General features: G+C 68.8%; 17 protein-coding genes and 1 pseudogene. 13 read left to right on the top strand and 5 right to left on the bottom strand.

Annotated elements, in window-relative coordinates:
- Positions 1 to 112 precede the first annotated feature (112 nt).
- Positions 113 to 847, bottom strand: coding sequence for a peptidylprolyl isomerase (locus Ate02nite_RS27775; protein ID WP_203810733.1), 735 nt, complete (start codon positions 845 to 847; stop codon positions 113 to 115).
- Positions 848 to 975: 128 nt separating this feature from the next.
- On the opposite strand from Ate02nite_RS27775, the gene Ate02nite_RS27780 reads away from it, so the two are divergent.
- Positions 976 to 4,194: a GH92 family glycosyl hydrolase gene (locus Ate02nite_RS27780; protein WP_203810736.1), complete on the top strand. Its 3,219-nt coding sequence runs from the start codon at positions 976 to 978 to the stop codon at positions 4,192 to 4,194.
- Between the two features lies 1 nt (position 4,195).
- Here the strand turns inward: Ate02nite_RS27780 and Ate02nite_RS27785 are convergent, their stop codons facing one another.
- Together Ate02nite_RS27785 and Ate02nite_RS27790 are read right to left on the bottom strand one after the other, a co-directional pair.
- Complete coding sequence (locus Ate02nite_RS27785) at positions 4,196 to 5,182, bottom strand: CU044_5270 family protein (protein ID WP_203810739.1); 987 nt, start codon at positions 5,180 to 5,182, stop codon at positions 4,196 to 4,198.
- Positions 5,179 to 5,718, bottom strand: a complete 540-nt coding sequence (locus Ate02nite_RS27790) for an RNA polymerase sigma factor (protein ID WP_239147742.1) — start codon at positions 5,716 to 5,718, stop codon at positions 5,179 to 5,181. The genes Ate02nite_RS27785 and Ate02nite_RS27790 overlap by 4 nt, the downstream gene beginning before the upstream one ends.
- 130 nt (positions 5,719 to 5,848) lie before the next feature.
- Between Ate02nite_RS27790 and Ate02nite_RS27795 the strand changes: the two genes are divergently transcribed.
- The 4 genes and pseudogenes from Ate02nite_RS27795 to Ate02nite_RS27805 all read left to right on the top strand — a co-directional run bounded on the left by Ate02nite_RS27795 (position 5,849) and on the right by Ate02nite_RS27805 (position 9,859).
- On the top strand, positions 5,849 to 6,172 hold the full coding sequence (locus Ate02nite_RS27795; protein WP_203810743.1) for a hypothetical protein: 324 nt from the start codon (positions 5,849 to 5,851) through the stop codon (positions 6,170 to 6,172).
- A 3-nt stretch (positions 6,173 to 6,175) separates the two neighbouring features.
- A pseudogene (locus Ate02nite_RS49850) lies at positions 6,176 to 6,322 on the top strand (nucleotidyl transferase AbiEii/AbiGii toxin family protein); the annotation flags it as partial.
- A 34-nt stretch (positions 6,323 to 6,356) separates the two neighbouring features.
- A complete protein-coding gene (locus tag Ate02nite_RS48985; protein WP_239147743.1) occupies positions 6,357 to 6,554 on the top strand; it encodes a hypothetical protein in 198 nt (65 codons plus the stop codon).
- A 170-nt stretch (positions 6,555 to 6,724) separates the two neighbouring features.
- Complete coding sequence (locus Ate02nite_RS27805; protein WP_239147744.1) at positions 6,725 to 9,859, top strand: S8 family serine peptidase; 3,135 nt, start codon at positions 6,725 to 6,727, stop codon at positions 9,857 to 9,859.
- A gap of 39 nt (positions 9,860 to 9,898) precedes the next feature.
- Here Ate02nite_RS27805 and Ate02nite_RS27810 read toward each other — a convergent pair whose 3' ends face one another.
- Complete coding sequence (locus Ate02nite_RS27810) at positions 9,899 to 10,858, bottom strand: L,D-transpeptidase (protein WP_203810749.1); 960 nt, start codon at positions 10,856 to 10,858, stop codon at positions 9,899 to 9,901.
- A 173-nt stretch (positions 10,859 to 11,031) separates the two neighbouring features.
- Between Ate02nite_RS27810 and Ate02nite_RS27815 the strand changes: the two genes are divergently transcribed.
- The 5 genes from Ate02nite_RS27815 to Ate02nite_RS27835 are packed head-to-tail and all read left to right on the top strand — an operon-like array spanning position 11,032 to position 16,559.
- On the top strand, positions 11,032 to 12,027 hold the full coding sequence (locus tag Ate02nite_RS27815) for a LacI family DNA-binding transcriptional regulator (RefSeq protein WP_239147745.1): 996 nt from the start codon (positions 11,032 to 11,034) through the stop codon (positions 12,025 to 12,027).
- Complete coding sequence (locus Ate02nite_RS27820; RefSeq protein ID WP_203810751.1) at positions 12,020 to 13,618, top strand: FAD-dependent oxidoreductase; 1,599 nt, start codon at positions 12,020 to 12,022, stop codon at positions 13,616 to 13,618. The genes Ate02nite_RS27815 and Ate02nite_RS27820 overlap by 8 nt, the downstream gene beginning before the upstream one ends.
- A 13-nt stretch (positions 13,619 to 13,631) precedes the next feature.
- Complete coding sequence (locus tag Ate02nite_RS27825) at positions 13,632 to 14,870, top strand: ABC transporter substrate-binding protein (RefSeq protein WP_203810753.1); 1,239 nt, start codon at positions 13,632 to 13,634, stop codon at positions 14,868 to 14,870.
- Positions 14,867 to 15,751: a carbohydrate ABC transporter permease gene (locus Ate02nite_RS27830; protein ID WP_203810755.1), complete on the top strand. Its 885-nt coding sequence runs from the start codon at positions 14,867 to 14,869 to the stop codon at positions 15,749 to 15,751. The genes Ate02nite_RS27825 and Ate02nite_RS27830 overlap by 4 nt, the downstream gene beginning before the upstream one ends.
- Positions 15,741 to 16,559, top strand: a complete 819-nt coding sequence (locus tag Ate02nite_RS27835) for a carbohydrate ABC transporter permease (RefSeq protein WP_203810757.1) — start codon at positions 15,741 to 15,743, stop codon at positions 16,557 to 16,559. The genes Ate02nite_RS27830 and Ate02nite_RS27835 overlap by 11 nt, the downstream gene beginning before the upstream one ends.
- On the opposite strand, the gene Ate02nite_RS27840 is transcribed toward Ate02nite_RS27835, so the two are convergent.
- Positions 16,556 to 17,005 (bottom strand): GvpU-like protein, encoded by a 450-nt coding sequence (locus Ate02nite_RS27840; protein WP_203810759.1) that lies wholly within the window; start codon positions 17,003 to 17,005, stop codon positions 16,556 to 16,558. The genes Ate02nite_RS27835 and Ate02nite_RS27840 overlap by 4 nt on opposite strands.
- 183 nt (positions 17,006 to 17,188) lie before the next feature.
- Between Ate02nite_RS27840 and Ate02nite_RS48990 the strand changes: the two genes are divergently transcribed.
- From Ate02nite_RS48990 to Ate02nite_RS27855, 3 genes are read left to right on the top strand one after another with little or no spacing between them, the layout of a single operon-like run.
- Positions 17,189 to 18,970, top strand: a complete 1,782-nt coding sequence (locus Ate02nite_RS48990; RefSeq protein WP_239147746.1) for a cellulose binding domain-containing protein — start codon at positions 17,189 to 17,191, stop codon at positions 18,968 to 18,970.
- Positions 18,970 to 20,352: a pectinesterase family protein gene (locus Ate02nite_RS27850; protein ID WP_203810761.1), complete on the top strand. Its 1,383-nt coding sequence runs from the start codon at positions 18,970 to 18,972 to the stop codon at positions 20,350 to 20,352. The genes Ate02nite_RS48990 and Ate02nite_RS27850 overlap by 1 nt, the downstream gene beginning before the upstream one ends.
- A gap of 10 nt (positions 20,353 to 20,362) precedes the next feature.
- Positions 20,363 to 22,099 carry a cellulose binding domain-containing protein gene (locus tag Ate02nite_RS27855; protein WP_203810763.1) on the top strand — a complete coding sequence of 579 codons (1,737 nt, stop codon included), beginning with the start codon at positions 20,363 to 20,365 and terminating at the stop codon, positions 22,097 to 22,099.
- The last annotated feature ends 189 nt before the right edge of the window (positions 22,100 to 22,288 follow it).

The raw sequence follows: 22,288 nt of genomic DNA on the forward strand, positions 1-22,288 counted from the left end.
AACCAACCACCGGCCCGGCCGCGCCCACGGCCCGGGGGCGGCCACTGCGCCGCGATCTTGTGGGATTGCTGGTCGGTCCGTGCGGGAGGTCCACATGATCGCGGCGAGGGGGTCAGTGGCGGCGGGCGGTGAGGATTTTGGTGGTCAGGGCCGGGGGGCCGTCCAGCGGGGCCGGGTCCTCGGGGGTGGGAGTCACGCCGCCGGCGGCGATTCGGTCCAGGGTGCGTAGGCCGGTGGGGGCTATCTCGCCGAAGATGGTGTAGTTCGGGCGTAGCGCTGAATTCGCGTAGACCAGGAAGAACTGGCTGCCGTTGGTGTCGGGGCCGGCATTCGCCATGGCCAGGACTCCCCGGGCGTAGACCTTGCGGGCGCCGGTCGGGTCCGTCGGCGCGGGTGGCAGGTTGGTCGGGAGTTCGTCTCGGTAGCGGTAACCCGGGCCGCCCTCGCCGGTGCCCGAGGGGTCGCCGCACTGCAGGACTGAGAGCGTGGGATACGCGGTCAGGCGGTGGCAGATCGTGCGGTCGTAGAACCGGCTTCGGGTCAGGTGCAGGAAGCTCTGCACCGTGCACGGCGCCTCGGAGCGGTCCAGCTCCAGCGGGATCGCGCCCAGATTCGTGCGCAGCACTACCCGGACCTTGCCGTGCTCGGGCGTGTGCCGCGGGTCGGGTGGGAGGCGGACCGGGCGGGCGGCCGGCTCGTCGGGCGTCGGCGTGTAGGCGCACGGGCCGGCGGTCGGGTCGGTCGGCGACGGCGCGCTCGCGGACGCCGCCGCGGGATCGGAGAGGCCGAGGCCGAGCCCGGCGACGAGGGCGATCACCAGCAGGGCAGGCAGACGATATTTGGGCACCTGACCGGTCTAATCGACACAGATGGATACGTCAAGCACCCGGACCATTGACGGTCTTCCATAGGTTTGTTTACGATTCCGAAACGCTTGACATCGTTGTCACGGACTCGGGAACGGCAGGTCCACCGATGCGCATACTCGCCACTCTCCTGTTGACCATCGGCCTGGGCGTTGCCGTCGCCGCCCCGGCGAACGCCGCGGCCGGCGACTTCAGCACCGGCTTCGAGTCCGGCGATCCGCAGCCGAGCGCCAACCTCGCGGAATCCAGCGCCGGGGTCGGTGGCTACTGCTGCGGACTGACCACGATGGAGAGCGGGACTCGCAACGAAACCGCGCACACCGGGACCGCCGCGCTCATGTACTCCGGCAACGATCAGAGTGCTGTCACGTCGTACGCGTACAACCGGATCTTTGATGTTGATCTTCCGGTTTCCGCCTCCAGCACGCTTTCCTACTGGATCTATCCGCAATCCGGTGGGCATCTGGACGTTGCCGTTGACCTCGTTTTCACCGATGGGAGCCGGCTGAAGGATTCGGGGGCGGTCGATCAGAACGGGGTTCGGCTGCATCCGACGTTTCAGGGCAGCGGGTCGGTTCTTGGCTTTGACAGGTGGAATTACGTCTCCTCGGCGATCGGTGACTACGTCGCCGGGCGGACCATCGACCGGATTCTGATCGGCTATGACCAGCCGGCCAGCACCGGGACGTTCCGCGGATATCTCGACGATCTCGCGATCACCGCGGCCGCGCCGGCCACCCGACTGTCCGATCTGGTCGACACCCGGCGCGGGTCGAACTCCGATTCGAGTTACTCGCGGGGCAACACGTTCCCGGGCACGACCGTGCCGAACGGGTTCAACTTCTGGACGCCGATCACCAACGGGAACAATGACGGCTGGCTATACCAATACAGCGCGACCACCGTGCAGGGCTTCGGGATCAGCCACGAGCCGAGCCCGTGGATCGGTGACTACGGCGCACTGCAGGTGATGCCGATGACCGGTGCGGTGAAGACGACGCCGGACGCCCGCAAGTCGACGTTCAGCCACGCCAACGAAGTGGCCAACGCGCATTACTACAAGACCCAGCTCGACACCTACGGGATCACCGCCGAGATGACGCCCACCGATCACGCCGGCGTGCTGCGCTTCAAATATCCGGCCACCTCGGAGGCGGTCATCGTCTTCGACACGATCGACAAGGTCGGCGGCTCGATGAGCGTCGACGCGGCCGGGCGCACGATCACCGGATATGTCGACCACAAGGGGCCGCGGCTCTATTTCTCGGCGACCGTGGACAAGGCGATCGCGGCGACCGGCAGCGTCAGCGGGCAGGGCGTGACCAACTGGATCCGGTTCGCCACCGCGGCGAACGAGCAGGTAACCCTCAAGATGGCCACCTCGTACATCAGCGTCGCGCAGGCCACCGCGAACCTCGGCCAGGAGGTCGGAACAAAGACCTTCGATGCCGTACGGGAAGAGGCCGCCGCCGTCTGGGATGCCGCGCTCGGGAAGGTGCGGATCGAGGGCGCGTCGGCTGACCGGCTGACCACGTTCTACTCGAACATGTACCGCGCGTTCATGTACCCGAACAACATGTCGGAGATGGTCGGCGGGGTGCGCAAGTACTTCAGCCCGTACGACAACGCGGTGCACGACGGCCAGATGTACGTGAACAACGGTTTCTGGGACACGGCACGGGCGGTGTGGCCGCTCTACACGTTGCTCTCCCCCACCCGTACGGGCGAAATGCTTGATGGTTTTGTCAATGGCTTCAAGAACGGTGGCTGGACCGCGCGCTGGTCCGGCCCCGGTTACATCGACATCATGGTCGGCACGAATCAGGACCTGGCGTTCGCCGACGCGTACGTCAAGGGGGTCCGGAATTTCGATTACCAGGCGGCGTACGCGTCGATGGTGAAGAACGCGACCGTCTACTCCGGATCGGGGTCGAAGGGCCGCAAGGCGGTCGAGGTGTCGACCTTCAAGCATTATGTGCCGAGTGATGTGCTCGGCGAATCGGCGTCCTGGACGCTCGAGGACGCCAACAACAACTTCGGGATCGCGCAGCTCGGCCGGGCTCTCGGCTATGCCGAGGACGCCGATTACTTCCAGAACCGGGCGCTGGATTACGCCAATCTCTACTCGTCGTCGGTCGGTTTCTTCCGTGGCAAGCAGAGCAACGGCTCCTGGCGCACCGTCGACTCGGCATTCCAGCCCAACGCCTGGGGTTACGAATTCACCGAGGGCGCGCCCTGGCACTACGCCACCCCGGCGCCGCAGGACCCGCAGGGAATGGCCAATCTGTACGGCGGCCGAGCCCAACTGGCCGCGAAGATCGACTCGGTGTTCGCGGCGTCCCGGGACTACAACGTCGGCGGGTACGGCGGGGTCATCCACGAGATGCGCGAGGCCTACGACACCAACATGGGTCAGTACGCGCACCCGAACGAGCCGATCCACCACATGCTCTACATGTACAACTACGCCGGCACCCCGGCCAAGACCCAGACCCACGTCCGGGACGTGCTGACCAAGCTGTACGGCTCGGGGGCCGGCAACGGCGGCGGCTACCTCGGCGACGAGGACAACGGCCAGATGTCGGCGTGGTACGTGTTCAGCGCGCTCGGCTTCTACCCGGCCCGGATGGGCAGCACCGACTACACGATCGGCGCACCGCTGAACCCGAAGGCCACGGTCACCCTGGAGAACGGCCGCACCTTCACGGTCGAGGCACCCGCGGTCAGCGACACCAACCGCTACATCCAGAGCGCCACCCTGAACGGCGTCGCGTACACCAAGAACTACCTGACCCACGCCGATCTGCTGGCCGGCGGCACCCTCAGCTTCGTGATGGGCCCCAACCCGTCCACCTGGGGCACCGGCACGAACGACGTGCCGTCGTCGATCACCACCGGCAGCGCGGTCCCCCGTCCGCTTACCGACCGCGCTACCGGTGGCACGCTCACCGCGAGCGGCGAGAACGCCCCCAACGAGGCCCGCACCGCCCTGGTCGACGACACGTCCCTGACCAAGTGGCTGACCTTCCAGAACACCGCCACCCTGGAGTACGCCCTGCCGACCGCCGCGGCCGTCAAGCAGTACACGCTGACCTCGGCCAACGACGCCGCCGGCCGAGACCCGCGCAGCTGGACGCTGCAGGGTTCGACCGACGGCACCACCTGGACCACTCTGGACACTCGTAGCGGCCTCGACTTCAGCGACCGCCGGCAGACCCGGGCGTTCGTCATCGCGAACACCACCGCCTACTCCCGGTACCGCCTGCAGATCACCGCGAACCACGGCGCCGCCGAGACCCAGCTGGCCGAGTGGGAGCTGCTGGCCTGACTCAGGCCGTGTCGCCCATCTTGTCGACGATGACCATCTTCGTGTAGATCACCTGGCGGTACAGGTCGCCCTTCCGGCCGTCGCCGCTGCCCTTCTCGTCGTTGACCGCGACCATCCGGTCACCGATCAGCGTGTACGTCTTCGGGTCGAAGAGGAGCTGCCGGGACAGGTAGCCCTCCTCGACCCGGCCCAGCCCGATCGCCGGCCGGCCGTCCAGGTTGACCGCGTCCGGGTTGACCTTCATGCCCGGCTGCTGGGCCAGGTAGCGGTAGATGGCGGCCTTGACGTTGGGCGGCAGAACGTACGTTCCGGCGAGCGCGCCGGGCTCCTGAGCGACCCCGCCCTCGGGGTGGTCGAGGAAGGCGACGATCGCTTCCGGCGTGGTCAGCTTGAGGATCTGCGACCACGGGATGAAGGCGAACATCTGGGTCTTGGTCTGCTTGAACACCTCGATCTTGCCGGTGTTCCGGGTCCGCGCGATGATCTGGCCGTCGATGCGCTGCCAGCTCTGGATCTTGCGGTACGCGGCTTTGCCGGGCACCAGCGCGCCGTTCGGGTACTTGTTCTCGTACGCCGCCTTGTTGCGCATCTCCAGCGTCTCGACGTACATGAACTGGTCCGGGCGTGGTTCCACCCAGGGCTCCTGCTCGGCCGTCCAAGCCGCGTTCTCCAGGACCTGGGCGGCGCTGGCCGGTTGGAGATAGGGCAACGACTTTTCCGATTTGTCCAAGGAAGTGGACGGCTGCGGCAACACTGACGGGCCGGTCGGCGCCGCCTGCCCGCCGATGCTGACCGCGAAGGCCACGACGACCGCGGTCGCGACGGCGGCGGTGATCGGGATGCTCAGCCGCCAGGAGAAGTGCCGCCGCACCGGGCTCGGCGCGGCCATCCGCCCGAGCAGGGCCGCGCGGGCCCGCTGTTCCGCCTCGGCCGACGGCACCGGGTCGGGCTCGAAGGTCTCCCGCAGGATGCTGATCTCGTCCATCATTCGTCCACCTCGATATCGGCGCCGAGCGCCTGCCGCATCTCTTGTCGGGCCCGGTGCAACCGGGATCTGGCGGTGCCGGCCGGAATGCCCAGGGCCACCGCGGCCTCCTGCTGATTGAGCCCGGCCCAGGCGACCAGGAGCAGCACCGCGCGCACCGGCTCGGGCAGCCGGGCCAGGGCCTTGGCGAGCTTCCCGCGGACGGCCGCCGCGTCCAGTCGCCCGGCCACCGCGTCGTCATGTTCGAGGCCGCCGAGCTCGTGGGCGCCGGCCCGGGCCATCGCCCTATACCGCCGCGACTCGGCCCGGACGTGCCGGGCGACCAGGTTGGAGGCGATCCCGTACAACCAGGGCCGCGCGTCCCCGCGCGCCGGGTCGTAACTGTGCCGCCGGTCGAAGGCGATCAGAAAGGTCTCGGACGCCACGTCCTCGGCCAGATCCGGCCCGAGCCGCCGAGCCACGTACGCGTAGATGTTCCGATAGTGCCGGTCAAAGATGGCGGTGAATTCCCGCTCGATGAGGAAGGCATCCGTGTCCAAGCCCGTAGTGCCCGGCTGCGCCACCATCTCACCACCAGACCCGTCTTCGTCGTCTCTCCAGGTGCATCACACCCGTACTTCACCGTTGACGGGAAAGTGTTCACGCCCGCTTGGTGGGATACTGGTCCGCATGAGCATCAACCAGGCGCTGGCCATGGCCGGGCAGGTCTCAGATCGGATCCCGGAGTGGGACGAACTGATCGGCCCGGCGAGCGGTGTGGTCGAGCTACCGAACCGGCTGTACTGGTCCGGTGACCCTCGGTTCGACGTTGGTGACGACCGTGAGCGGCTCACTCTTTACACCACGCTGCTCGGCGAAGGTCGGCGTGCGGACATCGCCCGATGGGTGAATCCGCAGCACCTGGTCGCGGACTGGCCGAGCGTCCGGCGGCTGACCGCACGAAATCTGATCAGCGTCTGGGAATCCCGCCTTCCGCAGCTGGCCGCGGCCTGACCGATGGACCCGCTGCACCAGCGGCTGGCCCGGATCGCGTTCGACGCGGGAGACGACCTTGGCCTGGTCCTAGCCGGTGGATACGCGATCAGCGCCCACCAACTCACCCAACGCCCGTCCCGCGACTTGGACCTCGCCACCGCGTCCAAGCTGTCATCGGCGCGGGTTCTCCCTGGCGGACCTGATGGACCGCCTCGGCGCGATCGAATTGCGCGACGATCGTCATTTCTTCGACTACGGCCTGTCCGAGGCCGACGTGCAGGATCCGCAGATCTGGGCAGCCGCCTGGGCCGACGGTATCCGGCAGAGGTCAGTCGGTGAAGACATCACCCCCGGCGCTTCGGGGGACGGACCCGACTGGGACAGATACCTCGCGGAATAGGCGCGGGAGGCAACCGGACGGACGCCCGAACACGACTAAGACGTGTGAATGTGTCGATGATTCGGATGCTGCCTGCTGTTGGGATTTTGATCGCTTCGCTGGGGGTGCCGGGCGTCAGCTCGGCGGCTGCGGAAAGAGCTGAGGAAAGACCCGCCGGCCGGGGCTATACCGTGACTCTGCTGACCGGGGACGTCGTTACCGTGCGCACTACCGGCAGTGGCTGTGCGGCCGTTACCGTGCGGCCCGTTGCCAAGAGCGGGATCATGCACCGGTCCTGTACGCCGGACGGGCATGTGCACGTCGTGCCGGGGCGGGTCGCGCCGCTGGTCGGCAAGCAGCTCGACCCGGCGCTGTTCGACGTGACCGCGCTGATCGCGGACGGCTACGACGACGCGCGCACCCGGGACCTGCCGCTGATCGTGCGGCCGGGTGGGTCGGTGGCCCGGCTCGCGGGTGACCCGCTCACCGCGGGGCTGAGCGGGGCCCGCACGCTGCCGAGCATCGCGGCGGTGGCCGGGCGGCGGGCGAAGTCGGCCGGGCCGGCGCTGCTAGCGTCGCTGGCCGGTCGCGCGGAGATCGCCCGCTCGAATAACCAGACGCCGAAGATCTGGCTCGATCGCCGGGTCCGCGCGACCGCGACGCCGATCGACCCCAATCTGCGGCAGATCGCCGCCCCGCAGGCCTGGTCGGCCGGCTACACCGGCCGGGGCACCACCGTCGCCGTGCTGGACACCGGCGTCGACGCCACCCACCCGGACCTCGCCGGGCAGATCGCCGAGACGATGGACTTCACCGTCGACGGCGGTGACGCGGTCGACCACTTCGGGCACGGCACACACGTCGCCGCGACGATCGCCGGCACCGGTGCGGCCTCGCACGGTGCCCGGCGCGGGGTGGCCCCGGGGGCGCGGCTGGCCATCGGCAAGGTGCTCGACGACTACGGGTACGGGACGGACGCGCAGGTCATCGCGGGTATGGAGTGGGCCGCGAGCCGCGCCGACGTGGTCAACATGAGCCTCGGCGGGTTCGAGCCCAGCGACGGCACCGATCCCCTGTCGCTGGCGGTCGACGCGCTGAGCGAGCAGACCGGCGCGCTGTTCGTGGTCGCGGCCGGCAACGACGGCCCGGCCGACGGCACGGTCTCCGCGCCGGGTGCGGCGGCTGACGCGCTGACTGTCGGCGCGGTCGACAGCCACGACGCGGTGGCCGAGTTCTCCAGCCGCGGTCCGCTGATCAACACCCACGCCGGCAAGCCGGAGATCGCCGCGCCGGGCGTGGACATCGTCGCGGCCCGCGCCGCCGGCACCATGATGGGCACGCCGATCGACGCGAACTACGTGGCCTCCTCCGGCACGTCGATGGCCACCCCGCACGTGGCCGGGGCCGCCGCGGTTCTCGCGCAGCGCCACCCCGACTGGACCGGCGCAAAGATCAAAGCCGCGTTGGTCGGGGCCGCCGATCCGGTTCCGGCATTTGACGCGTACGCCGTGGGAGCCGGCCGCCTCGACGTGGCCCGTCCCCTCTCCGGCGTGGTCGCCGCCCCCGATCTGAGCTGGACCAACACCGGCTCTTCTGTCAAAGAAACAAAGGTCGGCGTGACGACGACCGACCACAACGGCGGCGCGGCCCCGGCCGGTGCGGTCACCCTGTCGGCCGGCACGCTGCGGCTGGCCCCGGGCGCCACCGGCAGCCTGACCCTGAACATCGACAAGGCGCGGCTCGCCCCCGGCCTGTGGACGGCCCTGGTCAGCACCGAGACCACGCGCACCCCGGTGACCTTCTACGTCGAGCCGCCCAGCTACGACCTGACGATCGCGACCAGCCCGATCCCCGGCACCCCCGAGGGCGCGCTCGGCTGGGTGTCGGTGCAGGTGGTCAACATCGACGACCCGGCCGTCTTCGCCACCGGCGTCTACGGCGACCCGGGCGACACCCTGACCGTGCGGGTTCCGGCCGGCCGGTACAGCGTGATGGCCGCCTTCGACGCGTTCACCGACGACTTCTCCGACGAGCGGGCCGCGATGGCCGGTGACCCGGACGTGGTGATCGGCGCCGACACGACGGTGAAGTTCGACCTGTCCAAGGCCAACCGGCTCGGCGCGAGCGTCGACGGGGTGGCGACCGGGACGAGCTCGCTCGGCCTGACCTACCTGCAGACCGGGCGGCGCGGCCCGACCTGGTCGGACTTCGCCTTCCTGTGGGGCGAGCCGGCCAAGACGGGCAACGTCTATGTGCTGCCCAGCGACGGTGCCGGGGTGGGTGACTTCCGGGTCTACTCGGCGTTCGGCCTGGACGCGCCCGGCCGCCACTACGACCTGATCCGCGCCGGCAACGCCCTGCCCGCCGACCCGGTCTACCGGGTGACCCCGGCCGAGCAGGCCCGCCTGGCCCGGATCGACCAGCATTTCTACCGCCTGGACATGCCCGACCCGGTGACCGGCCACAAGCGCTACGGCCTGAGCCCGGACGGCGAGTTCCTCGCCGAGAACACCACCTACGAGGTCAGCGGGGACCGCACCGACTACGTGACGCCCGGGTACGGCTGGGTCGACGAGGCGTTCTGGAACGAAACGGTGACCCAGGAGGGCATCGCCCACTACGCGCCGGGCAGCCGGCAGAGCAAGACCTGGGTGCGGCAGCCGCTGCGCTCCGACTGGTACGACGATCCGAACGGCTCCAAGAGTGGCTGCGAGCCCGCCGCCCCCGGCCGGACCAGCGGAAACATCCACGTCGAACTGGTCACCCTGACCGACCAGCACCAGCGCTTCGACTGCCTGTCCGGCGGTTGGGGCCTCGACCTCGACCGCACGCTCACGCTCACCCGGGACGGCCGCGTCCTGGGCACGGCGACCGATTCGATCGCCGACTTCGCGGTTCCGAAGGACACCGGGAACTACCGGCTTACCTACGACGTCGACGCCAGCCGGGCCATCCCGCTGTCGACCCGCATCTCCACCTCTTGGACGTTCCGGTCCACCGGCCCGTCCGGCACCGGCCACGCTCCCCTGCCGCTGCTCGCGGTCGACTACCAATTGCCGCTGGACGCGGCAAATCAACCCCTGCCCTCCGGTGCGGCGACGTTCGTGGTCCGGCAGGCCCAGGGGGTACGCCCACAAGCGGTCACCGCGTTCACGGTGGACACGTCGCTCGACGGCGGCGCGACCTGGCAGCCCGCCGCGGTGTCCCGAGCCGGTGCCGACACGTTCCGGGCCGACGTGCCCAAGGACGGCACCGTCTCGCTGCGGGTGACCGCAACCGGCGCCACCGGCAGTGGGATCTCGCAGACGATCATCAACGCCTACTGAGGTAAAACCGGGCGGGTGGCTCGCCACCCGCCCGGGACGTCAGCTCGTCTTGAACAGACCGCCGGCCTGCCAGGTGCTCCACGGCAGGTTCCAGTCGCCGTAACCGTCCCAGCTGGGCATGGTCGGCCCGCCGGTGCCGGTGAAGACGGTCACGTCGCCGACCTGGGCGAAGTTGAAGAACTTCTGGGCGTCGGCCACGGTGAGGTTGGTGCAGCCGTGCGAGGTGCTGCGCTGCCCGATGTTGCCGCCGTTCCAGCTGGCCGCGTGCACGAACTCGCCGGAGTTGGTGATCCGCACCGACCAGGGCACCTTCAGGTCGTACCCGGCCCCGGTCATCCGCTGGACCCGGTCCTTCTCCATCACGACCTTGACCCCGCCGAAGGTGGGGGTGCTCGCCTTGCCGAGCGAGACCGGGAAGTCGAACACCTGCTTGTCGTCCGACGTGACGATCATCCGCTTGGTCTTGCCGTCGATCTTGCTGATGTTGGCGGCGCCGGTCGACATGTCCAGGGTCAGGCTGTTGTCGTAGACCAGCCCCTCCCCGGCCGACTGTCCCTTGGCGGCCAGGTCCATATGGATCTTGGCGTGGGCCGGCCAGTACTTCTCGGTGCGGTAGTGGGCTTCGAGGGGATAACCGCGGTAGATCGCGGAGTTCTGGAAGAACCAGGCACCCTGCGCCGGTTCGCCGTTGACGGTGACCGTGGTCGCCGCGGCGAAGGCGTGCGCGTCGGTGATCTTGGTGGACAGGTAGGCGATGATCGGCATGCCCACGCCCCAGGTGGATCCGTCGCCCTCCAGCAGCCGGACGTGCACCGGCTTCCCGGTCACCGCCGGCGATGCGGATCCCGCGGCCGACGGGCCGGCCGAGGACGACGGCCCGCCCTGCCACGCGCCCTCGGATGACGACGATGACGATCCATCACAGGCCGCGAGCAGGGCGAGGGTCACCCCGAGCACCACCGCCCCGGAACCGGACCGCCACGCACGAGAAAATCTCATGCCTGTGACCATGCCCCGATCCGGGCGCGACCGCCACCCGGGGGTTCGACCTGCTAATACGAATTACTTGCCTGCTAATACCTATTAGTCCTTGACTCTCGCCGATCTGCCACCGCACGATGTGATCCGCACGTAACTAATGCGTATCACCACTGCAAAAAGGGGGCCGAACGGTGTCGAGACGCGTGACCCAGCAGGACATCGCCCGGATGACCGGCGTCAGCCAGGCCACGGTGTCGCTGGTGCTCAACGGGCGGGCCGAGGGCGACGTGCGGATCGCCCCGGAGACCCGCGAGCGGGTGCTGGAGGCGATCCGCAGCACCGGCTATGTGGCCGACCCGATCGGCCGCCGCCTCGCCGCCCGGCACAACCAGATCCTCGGCGTCTTCACCTACGAGTCGGTCTTCCCGGCCGGGATGGGCGACTTCTACCACCCGTTCCTGGTCGGCATCGAGGAGTGCGCCGAGCGGATCGGCTGCGACCTGCTGCTGTTCACCAGCGCGCCGGTCATCGACGGCCGGCGCCGCATCTTCCACCAGGACAACCGGCTGCGGTTGGCCGACGGGTGCGTCCTGCTCGGTCAGTGGCTCGACCCGGCCGAGCTGACCCGGCTGCTGGCCGAGGGGCAGCCGTTCGTGAGCGTCGGCCGCCGCGACGACGCCGGCGGGCCGGTCCCCTATGTGGGCGCCGACTACCCGGGCGCGACCGCGGCCCAGGTCCGGGCGGCGATCGAGCTCGGACACCAGCGGCTGGTCTACGTGGGCGAAGGCCCCGACGGGCCGGAGTCGCACGCCGATCGCTGGCGCGGCTTCAGCGCGGCGGCCGGCCCCCACGGCAGCCGCCTGGCCGCGCCCGACCTCGACGCCATCCTCGTCACCGACTCGACCTGCGTGTTCGTCGAGGAGTACGCCGACGGGGTGGCACTGGCGGCGCAGGCGGCCGAGCGCGGTCTGCGCGTACCGGAGGATCTGTCGTTCGTGGCCCTGGGTGATCCGACCCGCAGCGCGCCGACCGACCTGGATCTCACCGGTTTTCGGATTCCGCGCCGGGAGATGGGCTGGCAGGCGGTCGAGGTGCTGGCCGCGATTCTCGAGGGCCAGCCCGGTGAGCAGCGCATTCTGCCGTGCGAACCGGTGGCCGGGTCGACGCTGGCGGTGGCCCGTGCGTGAGCTTCGGGCCGACGTGGTGGTCATCGGCGGCGGGCTGGGCGGGGTGGCGGCGGCGCTGGCCGCGCTGCGGGCCGGGCGGTCGGTGCTGCTGACCGAGGAGTTCGCCTGGCTCGGCGGGCAGCTGACCAGTCAGGCGGTGCCGCCGGACGAGCACAGCTGGGTCGAGCAGTTCGGGGTCACGGCCAGTTACCGCTCGCTGCGCGACGGGATTCGCTCCTATTACCGGCAGCACTATCCGCTCACGTCCCGGGCCCTTTTGGATAGAACCCTCAATCCGGGCGCTGGTCACGTGAGTCGGCTCTGCCATGAGCCGCGGGTCGCCGTGGCGGTTCTGGAATCCATGCTGGCGCCCTACCGTGCGTCCGGTCGGCTCACCGTGCTCCAACCGGCCACCCCGGTGGCCGCCACGGTGGACGGGGACAGGGTCACCTCGGTGACGGTTTCCACTGAGTCCGGACAAATCGCCCTCACCGGGCCGTACATCCTGGACGCGACCGAGACCGGCGAGCTGTTGCCGCTGACCGGGACCGAGTACGTGACCGGCTTCGAGTCCGCCGACGAGACCGGCGAACCGAGTGCCCCGGACCGCGCCGACCCCACGAACATGCAGGCGTTCTCGGTCTGCTTCGCGGTCGATCACGTCGACGGCGACCACACCATCGACCGCCCGCGGGATTACGCCTTCTGGCGCGACTATCAACCGCCGTTCTGGGGCGCCAAGATGCTCTCCTGGCAGACCCCCAACCCACGCACGCTGGAACTCTCCACCCGCGGCTTCACCCCCAATCCGGGCGACGACCCGGGGCTGGTGCAGGCCGACCAGCGGCGCAACCCGGGCGACGGCAACCTGTGGACGTTCCGGCGCATCGCGGCCCGGGACAACTTCACCGAAGGCGCCTACGAGAGCGACATCTGCCTGGTCAACTGGCCGATGATCGACTACTTCGAGGCGCCGATCGTGGACGTGCCGGACGCCACCACGCACATCGAACGAGCGCGCGGCCTGTCCCGAAGCGTCCTGTACTGGCTGCAGACCGAGGCACCCCGGGCCGACGGCGGCACCGGCTTCCCCGGGCTGCGGCTGCGCGGCGACGTGACCGGCGGCGACGACGGGCTGGCGATGGCCCCGTACATCCGGGAAGGACGCCGGATCCGGGCCGAGTACACGATCGTCGAGCAGGACCTCTCGCTCGCCGTCCGCGGGGACAAGGGCGCGGTGTCGCATCCCGACTCGATCGGGGTCGGCATGTACCGCATCGACCTGCACCCGTCGACCGGCGGCGACAACTACATCGACGTGGGCTCCTGCCCGTTCGAGATCCCGCTCGGCGCGCTTCTGCCGCAGCGGGTGGAAAACCTGCTCCCGGCCGGCAAGAACATCGGCACCACGCACATCACCAACGGATCCCACCGGCTGCACCCGGTCGAGTGGAACGTCGGCGAGGTGGCGGGCGCGCTCGCCGCCTTCTGCCTGGACCGCGGTTGCTCCCCGCGCGCGGTCCGCGACAACCCGGCCCTGCTGGCCGATTTTCAGCAACGCCTGAGCACCGACGGCGTCGAGCTGCGCTGGCCCGACATCAGCGGTTACTGAAAGGACATCCCCCATGAAGCTGAGGGCGGCCTTCGCCTCGATAGTCCTGCTCGGTTCGGTCGCGGCCTGTGGCGGCGGCGATTCCTCGTCCGACGGTCCGGTCACCCTGCGGATGACCACCTGGTCGGCGAACGAGGCGCACGTCAAGCTGTTCACCCAGATCGCGGCCGACTACACCGCGGCCCACCCGGACGTGACGGTCAAGTTCGACGCGTTGCCGGTCGACACGTACACCACCACGCTGACCACCCAGCTCGCCGGCGGCAACCCGCCCGACCTGGCCTGGATCCTGGAGGGTTCGGCGCCCGACTTCGTCTCCTCCGGGGCGCTCGTCCCGCTCGACGACGCGATCGAGAACCCGGCCGAGCTCGCGCCGAGCGCCACCGCACTGTGGAAGCAGGACGGCAAGCTGATCGCGTACCCGTTCTCGACCTCGCCTTTCGGGGTTTTCGTCAACACCGACCTGCTCGCTTCCGCTGGGCAGAAGCTGCCCAGCGGGGCCGACTGGACCTGGGACAACGCGATCGCGGTGGCCGCCGCGACCGCCGCCAAGACCGGCAAGCAGGGGCTGGTCCCCCGCGACTTCGAGTACAAGGACTGGACCAACCTCGCGCCGATCTTCGACGGCTGGGGCGCCCAGGCCTGGTCGGACGACGGTAAGACCTGCGGCTTCGACCAGCAGCCGATGGTCGACGCGATGACCTTCATCCACCAGGCGATCTTCACCAAGAAGGCGATCCCCGGCCCGGGTGTCGCGGCCGACTTCTTCGCCGGCGAATCGGCGATGACCATCACCCAGATCTCCCGGGCCTCGCTGCTCAAGGACGGCAAGTTCACATGGGACCTGGTGCCGCTGCCGACCGGCCCGACGGGAAAGTACTCGGTGATCGGGCAGGGCGGGGTCGGCGTACTCAAGCAGGGTAAGCATGTCGACGCGGCCAAGGATTTCCTGAAGTTCTTCACCAGCGACGCCAACTCGGCCAAGCTCGCCCAGTTCTTCCCGCCGCCGCGCACCCCGCAGCTCACCGCCGACACCCTGGCCAAGTCCAACCCGCTGCTCAGCAAAGAACAGCTGCAGAGCGTGGTGATCGACGGCATCTCCAACGGCGTGGTCAAGCCCAGTCACGCCGACAACGCCCAGATCAACCAGGCGGTGCGGTCGGCGCTGGACCCGATGTGGAAGGCCGACGCGGACGTGCCCGCGGTCCTGAAGAGCGTGTGCACGGCAATCCAGCCGGTGCTGGCTAAATGACAAAGGCGATAAGGCGACAAGACCGGCTGACCGCGTACGCGTTCATCGCGCCGCAGTTGGCCGGGACGGTCGCCTTCGTCCTCGTCCCCCTCGTGCTGGTGTTCTGGTACAGCCTGCACGAGTGGAACGTGCTGGCGAACACGTTCACCTTCACCGGCGCCGACAATTACCGGCAGCTCGCCGACGACCCGAACGTGCCCAAGGTGCTGCTGGCGACGCTGTTCTTCTCGGCCGGCCTGGTCGTGGTCAACCTCAGCCTGGCGCTGCTGCTGGCCGTGCTGCTCAACCAGAAATTGCGCGGCACCACCGTCTTCCGGGTGCTGTTCTTCTCCCCGGTGGTGGTGTCGCTTGTCGCCTGGACCATCGTGTGGCGGTTCATGCTGCAGGACAACGGCGGCATCAACTCGTTCCTGGACGCCGCCGGCATCGACGGGCCGAACTGGCTGCGGTCCGGTGGCACCGCGATGGCCGCGGTGATCGTGGTGCAGGTGCTGAAGAACGTCGGGCTGAACATGGTGCTGTTCCTGGCCGCCCTGCAGGGGGTGCCGCAGGAGCTGTACGAGGCGGCCCGCACCGACGGCGCCAGCCCGTGGACCGTGTTCCGCCGGATCACGCTGCCGCTGATCAGCACGACGATCCTGCTCACCTCGATCATCACGGTGGTCGGGTCACTGCAGGTCTTCGCGCAGATCGCGGTGCTCACCGAGGGCGGGCCGGGCACGTCCACCACGGTGCTCGTCTACTACCTGTACCAGCAGGCGTTCCAGTTCCACGCGTTCGGTTACGGCGCCACCCTGTCGGTGCTGCTGTTCCTGATCGTGCTCGCGCTCACCGCCGTCCAGTGGCAGCTTCGCAAGAGGTGGGTCTTCCATGAGAGCTAAGACCTTCGGGTACGGGATCCTGCTCGTCCTCTGCGTTCCTTTCGTCTTCCCGACCTGGTGGATGGTGACCAGTTCGCTGAAGCCGAACGCCGACATCTTCGGCCGTGATTTGTGGGCGCACCACGCGTCATTCGCGGCCTGGCACGACGTCTTCACCATGCAGCCGTTCGCGCGGCAGTATTTCAACAGCGCCTACATCGCCGTGGTGGTCACCCTGGGCACGCTGGTGGTGGCGTCGATGGCCGGGTACGCGTTCGCCCGGATCCGGTTCCGCGGGCAGAACGCGCTGTTCCTGGTCGTGCTGACCGGCCTGCTGATTCCGAGCGAGGTGACGATCGTCCCGCTGTTCCGGATCTTCAACTCGCTCGGGCTGATCGACACCCACTGGCCGCTGATCCTGGTGCCGATCTTCGGTGCGCCAAGCGTGCTGGCCACCTTCATCATGCGGCAGTTCTTCATCACGCTGCCGGTCGAGTTGGAGGAGGCGGCCCGGATGGACGGGCTGAGCCGGGCCGCCATCTTCCGCCGGATCGCCCTGCCGCTGGCTCGCCCGGCGCTCGGCGCGGTCGCCATCTTCACGTTCCTGACCAGCTGGAACCTCTACCTGGAACCGATCGTCTACCTGTCCAGCAAGTCGATGTTCACGCTGCCGCAGGCGCTGACCCAGTTCACCGACCCCTATCAGGGCCAGCTCTGGAACGTCCAGCTGTCGGCGGCGTCGATGACCGCGATCCCGGTGCTGATCGTCTTCGTGATCGCCCAGCGCCAGTTCATCGAGGGCCTGGCCCACACCGGCCTCAAAGGCTAGGCGTCTCCGCGCAACTCCCCGAAGGACCAGCCGGAGACGTCCTCGAGGCGGCCGCGCCAGTAGTGGCCGCGGGTCGGGACGGGCTCCGGGAGGAACGTGCGGGCGTGCCGCAGGTGGATGAAGGCCGGCGGCTGGTTCAGTTCCCAGCGCTGCTCGGGGGTGAGCTCCGAGTCGTCCTTGTCCATCAGGGCGACGTGCTCGTCGCGGGATTCCTTCATGAGCGAGGCGAAGTAGGCCACGTGCGACTCCTCGCCGAACAGCGTGGTCTGCTCGTCGAACCACTGCCAGTGCGGGATGATCTCGCCGGAGACCATCGTGCCGCGCACGCTCAGCGACACCCAGATGCCGCCGTCGACCGACTCCTTGCGGGAGTTCAGTGCGTCGACCATCAACCCGAGAACCCGGTCCGGTGCTGATTCCCGGATTTCCTTGACTGCCTCGGCCACGTCGCCCCCGTTCCGATGAATCCCTCTCCGACCACCCTAGGCTCCCGTAAGGCCAGATATGTCGGATTCGCTTCATCGAAATTTGTGAATTTAATCTGTGTTATCCGGGGGCGCTCCCGGCATCTACTAGCAGGAAGGGCTTCGTCCCCCCTGATGTGGGAGCGCTCCCAAAGGAAGGTCCACATGTCCTCACCACGATCATTGGCCGCCGCCGCGACGGCCGGCCTCCTCGTCCTCGCCGGGCTGGTTGCCACCAGCCACCCGGCCAGCGCGGCCGCCGTCGCGGCCTTCCCGGGCGCGGCCGGCCCGGCCATGTATGCCACCGGCGGCCGGGGCGGCGACGTCTACCACGTCACCAACCTGACCGACAACGCCACCAGCCCGGCCGCCGGGTCACTGCGGTACGGGATCAACAACACGCCCAGCACCGGGCGGACCATCGTCTTCGACGTCGCCGGGACCATCAAGCTCGCCCCCGCCGGCCGGCAGGGCTGGCTGACCATCAACGCCGGCAACCTGACCATCGCCGGCCAGACCGCACCCCGCCCGGGCATCACGATCATGGGCCAGGCCACCAAGGTGACCGGCAAGAACGTCATCATCCGGCACGTGAAGTTCCGGCCCGGCAAGGACCAGGCCAACCCGGAGACCGCGACCAACGACGGCATCTGGATCACCGGTGACAACGTGATCGTCGACCACGTCTCGGTCAGCTGGCACGACGACGAGGGGATCAGCAGCAGCGACGCGGCCGGGCAGGTGTCGGTGCAGTACGCGATCGTGTCGGACGGGCTGAACTACAAGGGGCACAGTTACGGCGCGCTGGTCGGCAGCGACGTGACCGGCTCCAACATCGCCTACCACCACAACCTGTTCGCCCACCACCTCAGCCGGCTGCCCCGGCTCGGCAACGAGACCGGCGCGGTCAACTACGTGGAGTGGAGCAACAACGTCGTCTTCGAAGGCAAGGGTTACAGCGGCGACAATCAGCTCGCCAACGCCAACTTCGTCGGCAACACCTATCTGCGGCAGAACGCGAGCAGCCCCGAGGTCTACACCGGGGCGACCGGCACCAGCGCCTACATCTCCGGGAACCGGGCCGACTACGACGGTGACTCCACGCTGACCAACGGGGTGGACATCGCCTGGGACCGGTTCACCGACATCCCGACCCATCGGTCGACCCGCTTCGACGTACCCAACATGACCACCGAGGCCGCGTCCGCCTCGCTGCCCAGGGTGCTGAACCAGGCCGGCGCGTTCTGGTGGGCGCGCGACGCGGTCGACACCCGGGTGGTCAGCGAGACCCGCTCGACCAGCGGCGGGGTGGTCAACAACGCCAACACCACCGAGTGGAACGCACTCTGGAACGCGGCCCAGGTGAACGCCCCGAGCGGCTGGGACACCGACCGCGACGGCATGCCGGACGCGTGGGAGACAGCCAGCGGCCTGAACCCGAGCGTCGACGACCACAACGGCGACGCGGACGGCGACGGTTACCGCAACATCGAGGAGTACCTGGACTACGCCTCCCTGGGCAGCCCGCCGCTCTCTTCGATGTCGCCCTCGCCCACCACGACCTCCCCGTCCCCTTCGCCCACCACCAGCTCGCCTTCTCCGTCGCCCACCACCTCGCCTTCTCCGTCGCCGACCACCACGCCGCCGGCCTCCGGGGTGTGCACCGCCACCTACCGGACCACCAATACGTGGGCCGGGGGTTTCCAGGGTGAGGTGACGGTGACAGCCGGCAGCGCGGCCCTCAGCGGCTGGGCGGCACGGTGGACACTGGCCTCCGGCCAGGCGATCAGCCAGGTCTGGAACGGCAAACTCACCACCAGCGGTACGGCCGTGACGGTGGCCAACGAGTCGTACAACGGCGCGCTGGCCGCGGGGGCCTCGACCACGTTCGGTTTCCTCGCCACCGGCACGGCTTCGACGCCGGCCCTGACCTGCGCGAGCGCGTGATGCGGAAGATCGCCGCCAGCGCGGCCGCCGCCGCGTCCGTGGCCGTCGTCGCGTCCGTCGCCGTGGCCACCAACGCCCAGGCCGCCGCCGGCTGCCAGGTGACTTATCAGGTCAGCTCGCAGTGGACCGGTGGCTTCACCGCCGCCATCGCCATCCGCAATCTGGGCGACCCGATCAACGGCTGGAAGCTGGGCTGGACCTTCGCCGCCGGCCAAACCATCACCCAGTCCTGGGGCTTCACCGCCAGCCCGGCCTCGGGCGCGGTCGTAGCCACCAACGCCGACTACACCGCCGCCATCGGCACCGGGTCATCGGTGGACGTCGGCTTCAACGGCACCTGGACCAGCACCAACCCGGTCCCGACCGCCTTCACCCTCAACGGAACCGCCTGCACCGGAACCACCACGCCGACCACCGCACCGACCACCCCCGGGACCTCTCCGCCGACCACCCCCGCCACCTCGCCGCCGACCACCGCACCGACCACCGTTCCGCCGACCACCAGCCCGCCGGCCGCTCGGCCCACGGTGGCCAAGGACGGGACCGGGACCTACACGACCGTGCAGGCCGCGGTCGACGCGGTGCCGGCCACCAACACCGCCCGCCAGGTCATCACGATCAAGGCCGGCACCTACCGGGAGATCGTGACGGTCAACAAGCCGTACGTCACGCTGCAGGGCCTCGGCTCGGCCGCCGCCCAGACAGTGATCGTGAACAACCACAGCAACGCCGGCGGCTACGGCACCTCGAACAGCGCCACCGTGTTCGTCAAGGCCAAGGACTTCGCCGCGACCAACCTGACCATGTCGAACGACTACGGCGAGGGCAGCCAGGCGGTCGCGGTCAATGTCAACGGCGACCGGGCGGTCTTCAACAACGTCCGCTTCCTCGGCAACCAGGACACCCTTCTGGTCAACAACTACCGCCACTACTTCGTGAACTCGTACGTCGAGGGCACTGTCGACTTCATCTTCGGCGGCGCCTCGGCGGTGTTCCACAACTCGAACATCTACGAGAAGCGCTCCACCGGCGGCCCGATCACCGCGGCCAACACCGACCCCTCCCTGACCTACGGAATTCTGTTCTACAAATCCACGATCACCGGCGCGGCGAACAACGTGACCGGGCTGGGCCGCCCGTGGGGACCGGCCGCCCAGGTCGTGTTCCGCGAGTGCAGCCTCAGCGCCACCATCAAAACCTCACAGCCGTGGACCGACATGTCGGAGAACACCTGGCAGAACGCCCGGTTCTTCGAATACAGGAACACCGGTTCCGGCGCCGGCTCCAACGGCAACCGCCCGCAGCTGAGCGACTCGGCGGCGGCGACCTACACCCCGCAGAAGTACCTGGCCGGCACCGACGGCTGGAACCCGATTGTCTAGGGAGACGACGATGCAGCGAAAGAAATGGGTCGTCGGCGCCGTCGCCTCGGTCGCCGTCGTCGCGTCGATCGCGGTGGCCACCACCGCCCAGGCGGCCGCCGGTTGCCAGGTGACCTACCAGGTCAGCTCGCAGTGGACCGGCGGCTTCACCGCCGCCATCACCATCAAGAACCTGGGCGACCCGATCAACGGCTGGCAGCTCGGCTGGACGTTCCCGGCCGGGCAGACCATCACGCAGTCGTGGGGCTTCACCGCCAGCCCGGCCTCGGGAACGGTCGTCGCCACCAACGCCGATTACACCGCCGCCATCGCCACCAACGCGGCGGTCGACGTCGGCTTCAACGGCACCTGGACCAGCACCAACCCGGTCCCGACCGCCTTCACCCTCAACGGCACGGCCTGCACCGGAACCACGACGCCGACCACCCCGACCAACGCGCCTACCACCACACCAACCACCGTTCCGCCAACCACCACCCCCACCACCGCTCCGCCGACCACCACCCCGCCGACGACCGCGCCCACCACCGTTCCGCCGCCCTCCGGACCGGTCAAGGCGTTCCCGACCGCGGTCGGGGTCGGGGCGGCAGCCACCGGCGGCCGAGGCGGCACGGTCTACCACGTCACCAACCTGAACGACACCGGCTCCGGGTCGTTCCGGGACGCGGTCAGCGCCAACAACCGGATCGTCGTCTTCGACGTCGGCGGTTACATCGACCTGAACTCGACGGTGCTGGTGAAGAGCAACATCACCATCGCCGGGCAGACCGCGCCGGGTGCCGGCATCGGCGTGCGCGGCGGGGAGGTGTCGTTCAACAGCGGTACCAACGTGATCGTCCGGAACTTCCGGTTCCGGATGGGCACCGAGGACGCGGACCAGAAGAACAGCGGCCTCAACTGGCTGGACGCCAGCAACCTGATCTTCGACCACGTCTCCATCGAGTTCGGCGCGTGGAACAACATCGACGCCGTGCGCGCCTCGAACATCACCGTGCAGTACTCGATCGACGCCAACCCGATCGGCCAGCAATTCGGCGCGCACACCGAGACCGGGCCGTACACCTGGTGGCGCAACCTCTGGGCCAACTCGCACAACCGCAACCCGCTGGCCAAGGCCAACACCCAGTTCGTGAACAACGTGGTCTACAACTACCAGGCCGGTTACACCGCCGGTAACTCCAGCGGGCACTTCCTGCACGACGTGGTCGGCAATTACTTCATCACCGGCCCGCGCACCACGAGCGCCTCGAACTACTACTACCAAACCGGCAACCAGCAGATCTACAACAAGGACAACTGGCTGGACAGCAACAAGGACGGTCAATTGAACGGCGCCACCGCCGCGGTGCGGGGCGGTGCCACCGAGCTGACCGCGCCGTTCTCGGCCGACACCGCCGCGATCCCGACGCTGGGCGCGGCGGCCGGTTACGCCGACGTGATCGCCAAGGCCGGCGCCGTCCCGCGCGACGACGTCGACAAGCTGGTCGTGGCCGACGTGACGTCGCTGGGCACCAAGGGCGACCTGTGGGCCAGCCAGACCGCGACCGGCCTGGCCAACAACGGTTACGGCACGCTGGCCGGCGGCACGGCAAAGACCGACACCGACAGGGACGGCATGCCGGACGCATGGGAAACGAAGTACGGCCTGAACCCGTCGACGAACGACGCCGCCGGCGACTTCGACAAGACGGGCTACACCAACATCGAGAAGTACGTGAACGGCCTGCTCGACAACCAGTACCAGTAGGACCCAGGCCCCTGGACCCGGCCCTGGTCCAGGGGCCGCACCACCCCACCTCATGCGACGCGGAGGTCCGTGAGGGCGCCGGCGAGGGCGGTCAAGTTGTCCATGCGCCAAGGTTGGGCCTTCCCGGAGGGGGAAGGTCAAGTGCTGGGCCGCCTATACCCGAGGTTATAGATCGTTTTCCGACTGCGG

The organism is Paractinoplanes tereljensis, assembly GCF_016862435.1.
GTDB lineage: Bacteria > Actinomycetota > Actinomycetes > Mycobacteriales > Micromonosporaceae > Actinoplanes > Actinoplanes tereljensis.

Excerpts from the sequence above, each read along its gene's own strand:
- Ate02nite_RS27830 (WP_203810755.1), top strand. The coding sequence starts at position 14,867 with ATGACAAAGGCGATAAGGCGACAAGACCGGCTGACCGCGTACGCGTTC.
- Ate02nite_RS27795 (WP_203810743.1), top strand. The coding sequence starts at position 5,849 with ATGAGCATCAACCAGGCGCTGGCCATGGCCGGGCAGGTCTCAGATCGG.
- Ate02nite_RS48990 (WP_239147746.1), top strand. The coding sequence starts at position 17,189 with ATGTCCTCACCACGATCATTGGCCGCCGCCGCGACGGCCGGCCTCCTC.
- Ate02nite_RS27785 (WP_203810739.1), bottom strand. The coding sequence starts at position 5,182 with ATGATGGACGAGATCAGCATCCTGCGGGAGACCTTCGAGCCCGACCCG.
- Ate02nite_RS27835 (WP_203810757.1), top strand. The coding sequence starts at position 15,741 with ATGAGAGCTAAGACCTTCGGGTACGGGATCCTGCTCGTCCTCTGCGTT.
- Ate02nite_RS27810 (WP_203810749.1), bottom strand. The coding sequence starts at position 10,858 with ATGAGATTTTCTCGTGCGTGGCGGTCCGGTTCCGGGGCGGTGGTGCTC.
- Ate02nite_RS48985 (WP_239147743.1), top strand. The coding sequence starts at position 6,357 with ATGGACCGCCTCGGCGCGATCGAATTGCGCGACGATCGTCATTTCTTC.
- Ate02nite_RS27825 (WP_203810753.1), top strand. The coding sequence starts at position 13,632 with ATGAAGCTGAGGGCGGCCTTCGCCTCGATAGTCCTGCTCGGTTCGGTC.
- Ate02nite_RS27850 (WP_203810761.1), top strand. The coding sequence starts at position 18,970 with ATGCGGAAGATCGCCGCCAGCGCGGCCGCCGCCGCGTCCGTGGCCGTC.
- Ate02nite_RS27855 (WP_203810763.1), top strand. The coding sequence starts at position 20,363 with ATGCAGCGAAAGAAATGGGTCGTCGGCGCCGTCGCCTCGGTCGCCGTC.
- Ate02nite_RS27780 (WP_203810736.1), top strand. The coding sequence starts at position 976 with ATGCGCATACTCGCCACTCTCCTGTTGACCATCGGCCTGGGCGTTGCC.